Origin of the sequence: Microcystis flos-aquae FACHB-1344 (genome assembly GCF_014698375.1) — a bacterium.
Classification (GTDB): Bacteria; Cyanobacteriota; Cyanobacteriia; order Cyanobacteriales; family Microcystaceae; genus Microcystis; species Microcystis aeruginosa.
This window is the reverse complement of the sequence record NZ_JACJSW010000126.1, coordinates 1-6,732: the sequence shown is the minus strand read 5'-3', so window position 1 is coordinate 6,732 and position 6,732 is coordinate 1. Positions and strand designations below refer to the sequence as shown.

General features: G+C 45.0%; 6 protein-coding genes and 1 pseudogene. 3 read left to right on the top strand and 4 right to left on the bottom strand.

The features are described 5' to 3' along the window. Positions 1-182: 182 nt before the first annotated feature. Together H6G48_RS10910 and gatA are read right to left on the bottom strand one after the other, a co-directional pair. Positions 183-986: an Rpn family recombination-promoting nuclease/putative transposase gene (locus H6G48_RS10910; protein ID WP_190721662.1), complete on the bottom strand. Its 804-nt coding sequence runs from the start codon at positions 984-986 to the stop codon at positions 183-185. Positions 987-1,191: 205 nt separating this feature from the next. Next, positions 1,192-2,643: an Asp-tRNA(Asn)/Glu-tRNA(Gln) amidotransferase subunit GatA gene (gene gatA, locus H6G48_RS10905; protein WP_159293812.1), complete on the bottom strand. Its 1,452-nt coding sequence runs from the start codon at positions 2,641-2,643 to the stop codon at positions 1,192-1,194. Positions 2,644-2,778: 135 nt separating this feature from the next. Here gatA and H6G48_RS10900 point away from each other — a divergent pair, with 135 nt between their 5' ends. The 3 genes and pseudogenes from H6G48_RS10900 (at position 2,779) to hetL (ending at position 5,064) form a co-directional block, all read left to right on the top strand. Next, positions 2,779-3,789, top strand: coding sequence for a DUF6398 domain-containing protein (locus H6G48_RS10900; RefSeq protein ID WP_190721660.1), 1,011 nt, complete (start codon positions 2,779-2,781; stop codon positions 3,787-3,789). Between the two features lie 197 nt (positions 3,790-3,986). Further along, complete coding sequence (locus H6G48_RS10895; RefSeq protein ID WP_016514338.1) at positions 3,987-4,349, top strand: ArsR/SmtB family transcription factor; 363 nt, start codon at positions 3,987-3,989, stop codon at positions 4,347-4,349. A 54-nt stretch (positions 4,350-4,403) separates the two neighbouring features. Beyond that, positions 4,404-5,064 (top strand): annotated as a pseudogene (hetL, locus tag H6G48_RS10890) (heterocyst differentiation pentapeptide repeat protein HetL). A gap of 111 nt (positions 5,065-5,175) precedes the next feature. Here the strand turns inward: hetL and H6G48_RS10885 are convergent. Further along, positions 5,176-5,313: a photosystem II reaction center protein K gene (locus H6G48_RS10885; protein WP_008206475.1), complete on the bottom strand. Its 138-nt coding sequence runs from the start codon at positions 5,311-5,313 to the stop codon at positions 5,176-5,178. 50 nt (positions 5,314-5,363) lie between these two features. Then, positions 5,364-6,488 (bottom strand): tRNA guanosine(34) transglycosylase Tgt, encoded by a 1,125-nt coding sequence (gene tgt / locus H6G48_RS10880; RefSeq protein WP_190721659.1) that lies wholly within the window; start codon positions 6,486-6,488, stop codon positions 5,364-5,366. Positions 6,489-6,732 lie beyond the last annotated feature (244 nt).

The window sequence follows — 6,732 nt, the reverse complement described above, 5'->3', positions numbered from 1 at the left end:
GTAAAATTCATGAATTGTCCCTACGTTTTCGGAGATGTCTAATGATGACACAGCTAGTCTCTCTGCTATAGTACAAAAGTCGTTTAGCATGATACGCTATCTAACCTTAGTGCAATCGCTTTGAACTTTTCCTATTCCCTTTGAGTTGCTGGTCTAACCTGTTCGACCTCTAATTCTAAAGCTTATGCTATCTGTTCAAAGTTTAATCCTAATGCCAATAAACGAGGAATAGAGGCTAATTTTGCCGCTAATTCGCCTTCCTCTCTACCTTCCTCTCTACCTTCCTCTCTGCCTTTCTCTCTACCTTCCTCTCTACCTTCCTCTCTACCTTCCTCTCTGCCTTCCTCTAAAGCTTCCTGATACACTTTAGTTTGTTTTAAATCGCTTAAACTAAACATCGCTTCTATCTCCTTTCTACTGACTTGGGGTAACTTATAAACCAAGATTGTCTCTATCAATTCTAAAAGTTCTTGCTGTTGTTTGAGATTAGGGAATTCTTCTCTAATCCGTGGAATTAATTGTTTTCCTTGCTCGATCGCTCTGGCGGTGGGTGCTATAATTAACTGTAACATCGATATTCCCAGGGATTCCACTTCCCTTAATTCCTCGAGATAAAAACGTAAAATCCTGCCTGAGTTGATTAACTCCCCATAACGAGCAGTCTCTACGCTTTCCACTGAACGCCGAGGATAAATAACTACTCCCTGCCAATTGTTGCTTAAGTCCGTTTGGTGGAGATAGAGGAAGATTTCACTGAAGAAACGGGAATAAAACCTATTATCTTTCTGAAATTGTACTTCGAGGAAATAAATAGGCTGATTGGGTGTATCAGGCAAAAAGACTCCATCGAGACGAAAGGACAATTGTTTAACTTCCACCGAGGAGAATTGATAAGAATTGGCGATTTCGGGGGGAAGGTTCAACAAATCAAAGAAACAAGCGGGAAATCTTTGTAAGAGTTGATAGAAAATACTGTCAGTTTTCACGCAATTAAACTCAAAAAGAGGCCTCTAGTTTAGCAGCAGTTTTTTATTGTGTTCTTCCGGAAGCTCCTGTTTTTGAGCAATTGGGATGACAAAGTAAAAGCTTTTTCGGTAACTTGTCCCCAATTAAAAGAAAGCTTGAGAGATTTTCAGGGTTGCCGATTTTTACTTGATGGCTACCGGCAAAAGATAGCCATCGGCAATTGTATCAATTTGTAAAAGATGGTTGACGTTTGTGCCAATCGGTGGCCTGTTCGTAGGCGTGGGCGACGTGAAATAATTGATCTTCGCGCAGCACATTACCGACTAATTGTAAACCAATCGGCAAACCTTGCCCATCAAAACCGCAGGGAAGACTTAACCCAGGTAAACCGGCTAAATTGACGGGAATAGTCATTAAATCCGATAAATACATACTCAGAGGGTCCGCCGTTTTTTCCCCAGCTTTAAAAGCTGTGGTCGGTGAAGTGGGAGAAACTAACACATCTACCGATTGAAAAGCTCGATCGAAATCCTCTTTGATCAAAGTCCTGACTTTTTGTGCTTTCAGGTAATAAGCATCATAATAACCCGCCGAGAGGGTATAGGTTCCCAACATAATCCGGCGCTTGACTTCCGCACCAAAACCCTGAGCGCGAGTCTTGGTGTACATATCAATCAAACTATCGGCATCTTCCCGAATACCGTATTTAACCCCATCGTAACGGGCTAAATTCGCCGATGCCTCCGAGGGGGCGATAATGTAGTAGGTGGGCAATCCGTAACGGAAACGGGGACAGGAAATCTCTTTAATCGTAGCACCAAGGGCCTTTAACTGCGCTAAAGCTTGATTAACTGCATCGGCAACCACCTGATCCAAACCTTCCCCGAAAGTTTCCTTAATTACGCCAATTTTTAACCCTTTTAAACTGGTTTTCAGGAATTGGCTATAGTCGGGAATCGGCAGATTGAGACTGGTAGAATCTTGGGGATCGTAACCCGCGATCGCTTGTAATAAAATCGCCGCATCTTCTACGGTACGACCAAAGGGACCGATCTGATCGAGAGAAGAAGCGTAAGCCACCAAACCAAAGCGAGAAACCAAGCCATAGGTCGGTTTTAGCCCGACAACGCCACAAAATGAAGCCGGTTGACGAATTGATCCCCCCGTATCCGATCCTAGGGCGACCACGCATTCTTGAGCGGCCACAGCCGCAGCCGACCCCCCCGAAGAGCCACCAGGCACCCGGGATAAGTCCCAGGGATTAGCAGTAACGTGATAACCGGAGTTTTCGGTGGAACTACCCATAGCAAACTCGTCTAAATTGGTTTTACCGACGATAACTGCTCCTAAATCCCGTAATTTTTGGGTAACGGTGGACTCGTAGGGGGGGACAAAATTCTCTAAAATCCGAGAAGCGCAGGTGGTGGGGATACCCTTGGTGCAGAGATTATCTTTTAATGCGATGGGAATACCTGCTAACAGATGCAGAGACTCACCCCTGGCGATTTTATCGTCCACTTTTTGGGCTTGTGCGAGGGCTAAATCCGGGGTTAAATGGAGAAAGCTTTTTACTTGTGGTTCGATCGCTTGAATACGAGCAAGAAATTCTGTGGCGATTTCGACGGCTGTTTTTTCTTTATTGACGAGTTGTTGATGCAGTTGACGAATCGAAGTCATGTTCAGTTACCGGTTACAACCACCGTCAGGAGCAAGCAACAACCCCAGACAGCAAAGACTATTTTAGCGTCAGTTTGGCTGTCGGTCAGCTAATCTCCTAAAATTAAGGGAAAGCCTGGGAGGAAAACTAGAGTTATGACTTTTAATATCCGACAATTAGATAATTTAGACTACGATGAAGCCGAACCCTTATTAGAAGATTATATTACTGGAGCGATCGAAGAATATATCAATTCGCCCGAGGGAGAGGCCTATTATCAAGAAAAAGAAGAAGGTGGTGGTTGGATTGCTACCTTGATTGAGTTGGGCTATCTCTATCAAGGTTATACCCTTGCTACCATGACTAAGGCTGATGTGCAAATCTTAATGGAGAAGATTTTACCACGCAAAATTACTATCCTCGATCCGACGGAAACGGAAGATGCTATCCCTGAATTAATTAGTTTTTGGCAATTTTTGGGACGAGAATATAAATTAACTCAGGCTAAAGCTATTATTAAATATTTAGAGCAATTAGGCGATCGCTTTAGTCAACTGATGAACGATCCCAACAGTGGCGGTTTTATGAAAAATCTCTTGTTACAAGCGCATCAGCAGGGTTTTGATATCACCAGTCAGGAGGGTTTAAAAGCTTTTCAAGAAAAATATAATGCTGAACAACGCGCCAAACAGCAAGCGGCAGCAATATTGAAAAAAACGCCCCCAGCTGTTTCTAAATCGGAAAATGTTCCCAAGGCAATGCAGGCCAAATATCAAGAAATTATCGATATTACCGATGAATTTGCCGCTAAATATCTTAATGAAGAATACGCCCAACTTATTCGCCAATTAACCGCAACTTTAGCTCGTAAGCGTCCCTCTCCCCTAGAAAAAGGTAAGGTTAATTCCTGGGCTGCCGGCATTACTCACGCCCTAGGAATGGTCAATTTTCTCTTCGATCCTAGCCAAAATCCCCACATTTCGGCCACAGAACTTTATAAAGCTTTTGGGGTTGCTCAAAGTACAGGACAAGCTAAATCAAAACAAGTGAGAGATTTACTGAAGATGTCCTATCTTGACTCAGAATGGGCTTTACCAAGCAATTTAGAGAACCATCCTAGCACTACGGTCCGGCAGTTAATCAGTACCATGCTCGGTGATAATTAGGGTTTGCGGCAAAAAGTCTGTTGGTGGAGTTAGGCGGCACTCTTGCAGCAATAGATTCCTGAATGACCCAATCTCGATCGAGCTTGCCGACTAGACTCTAGTTACCTCTCCAGTTAAACTATAGTAGTCAATAGTTATAAAGTTTTAAACGATAACCTATTGTCAGCCTTTTTAACTGGTCACTTTATTACCTACCTATGTTGGACAGTTTCTCCCCCCAAACCTCTAGCGTCGTCCTCGCTTCGGTGGCGGACTATTTCAAAGTCCTGTCGGAAGTCAGTCGCCTACAGATTCTCAGTTGCTTGCAATTAGGTGCGATGAATGGTAAAGAAATCGCCGAAGCTACCGGACTAGGTCAGGCCAATCTCTCCAAACACCTGAAAGCTTTAACCCAAGCGGGAATTATCTCGCGGCAACCCCAAGGAGTCAGCGTTTACTATCAAATTACCGACCCCGTGATCTATGATCTCTGTAAGGTGGTTTGCGATCGTATTAGTCAGCAAATGCGTCAACGGGCCCGAGAATTCGAGAGTCTGCCGGCTTTCCATCTCCCTAAATAAAAATTACCAAATCCTTGACATTTTGCCTCAATTATGATACAGAAAAAAATTTCCATGCTCCTAGAAGAACTTTGTCAACGCTATCGGGAGGGAGAAAGAGATTTTCGGGGGATTATTGCGGGAAAGCGACTTAACTAATATTGCCCTCCCAGGAGTCAATTTTTGCCGTGCCGATCTGCGACAGGCGCGGTTAGGAAAGATACGCCTTTCGCGATCGCTGCTGAGAGAAGCGGATTTAAGTGAGGCGATTCTTTGGGGAGCAGATTTAAGTCAAGTGGACTTTTATCGAGCTTGTTTACGCGATGCGGACTTAAGCGGAGCTAATCTCATCGAAGCCAATTTAGAAGCCGCTTATTTAACCAAAGCCGTCTTAAACGGTGTTAATCTCAACAGTGCTAATCTCCAGCAGGCCGTATTAATCGATGCGGATTTTCGCTCCACTTCCGACCAACGCACGGACTTAGGCAAAACTAACTTTTGCGGAGCCGATCTCAACTATGCCAATCTGAGCGGCTCCCTGTTATATCGAGCTAATTTCGCTGATTGCCGACTTTGCCTGGTTAATTTTCGTGCTAGTCCCGAAAGAGACGGATTTATTACCGATCTCACCTGGGCCAGTTTCCGGGGTGCGCATCTCAGTTATGCCGATTTGCGCGGGGCAATTTTAGAAGATGTGGACTTGACTGATGCTGATTTAACCTGGACTTTGTTTTAATCTGGGAAGCTTTTTCAGTCAACAGTGATCAGTGAAAAGATGTCATTTCACTTAAAACTCAAATCCGATAACTGATAACTGCTCACTGATAACTGATAATTGAGGGTCGATTTATTTAAAACCGACGGATGCTTGCCAAACAAAGGCCAGCAAGAGGAAAAATAGGGGAATCAGGGGCAAGACATCGACTAAGGGGTCGAAAATTTGGTATGCTTCCGGCAATTTGGCCAACAAAAGTGCAGTTTCCATCTCTCTATCTACCTTGACAAGAAAATTTTCAAACGTTTCCTGAAATTTTATCACGTTGGGGTAACATCTAAGGCATCCTCAAGCCAAGGGGCAAAATCTTGGGCAAAAGTCCCCCCTAGGATAGATTGACGAATTTCACGGGTAAATCTGATTAATTCGGCGATATTGTGCAGAGATAAGAGAATATAACCCAACATTTCCCCCGATTTAATTAAATGATTCAGATAGGCACGGCTAAAGTGTTGACAGGTGTAGCAGGGACAAGTCTCGTCTAAAGGGGCGAAATCTTCCTTAAAACGGGCATTTTTGAGGTTCCAACGCTCTCCCCGCACTAAAGCCGTGCCATGGCGACCAAAACGGGTGGGAATGACGCAATCAAACAGATCTATGCCACTAGCGATCGCCTTGGCCATTTCTCGATAGGTTCCCACTCCCATCAGGTAACGGGGTTTATTTTCGGGGAGTAAAGGGGCAGTTATCTGGACAATGCGATGAATTAGGCTCGTTTCTTCCCCCACACTCACGCCACCGATAGCATAACCGGGTAAATCGAGTTTTACTAAAGATTCCGCCGCCGCTGCCCGTAAATCCTCATAAATTCCCCCCTGCACTATGGCGAATAAAGCCTGTTCTTGGGGTCGTTGATGGGCCGTCAGACAGCGCTCTAACCAGCGATAGGTGCGTTCGATGGATGCTTTCATGGTCTCATGACTGACTCCCGTGGGGGGACATTCATCGAAGGCCATAATCACATCAGCACCGAGGGCATTTTGAATCTGAATCGATTTTTCTGGCGTGATTTCGATTATTCTACCGTCCCGAGGCGATCGAAAGGTGACTCCCGATTCTTTAATTTGCCGGAGTTGACTGAGGCTAAATACCTGAAATCCACCCGAATCTGTTAATATTGGCTGATTCCACGCCATAAAATCGTGTAAACCTCCCGCTTTCTCGATAATACTTTCTCCAGGCTGCAGATGCAGGTGATAGGTATTAGCGAGAATCATTTGCGCCCCCGTGCTGGCGATTTGAGCGGGGGTCAAACCTTTCACCGTGGCCAAAGTTCCCACGGGCATAAAACGGGGTGTTTCTACCGGTCCGTGGGGACTATGCCAAACCCCAACCCGCGCACCAGTTTGGGGACACCGGGCGATTAATTCAAAGGAAAATCCCACTGTTTCAGTTATCAGTTATCAGTTATCAGTATTTTTGCTCGCTGCCTAAAAGGGGCAATCGTTGTCGTCTTCGTCTTCAAACTGCACATCCCACTTAGCAGAAAGTACCTGAGTAACCATGGCTTCGAGGGTTCAAGGGGTGACAAGGCGACTAAAAGGCTTGCTGGATAAGGCGCATAGCCGTTAGACCCCTAGAAAAATCGGGGTGTTTTCCTGGCTTGAGGCGGATCAAAGAAAAGGCGAG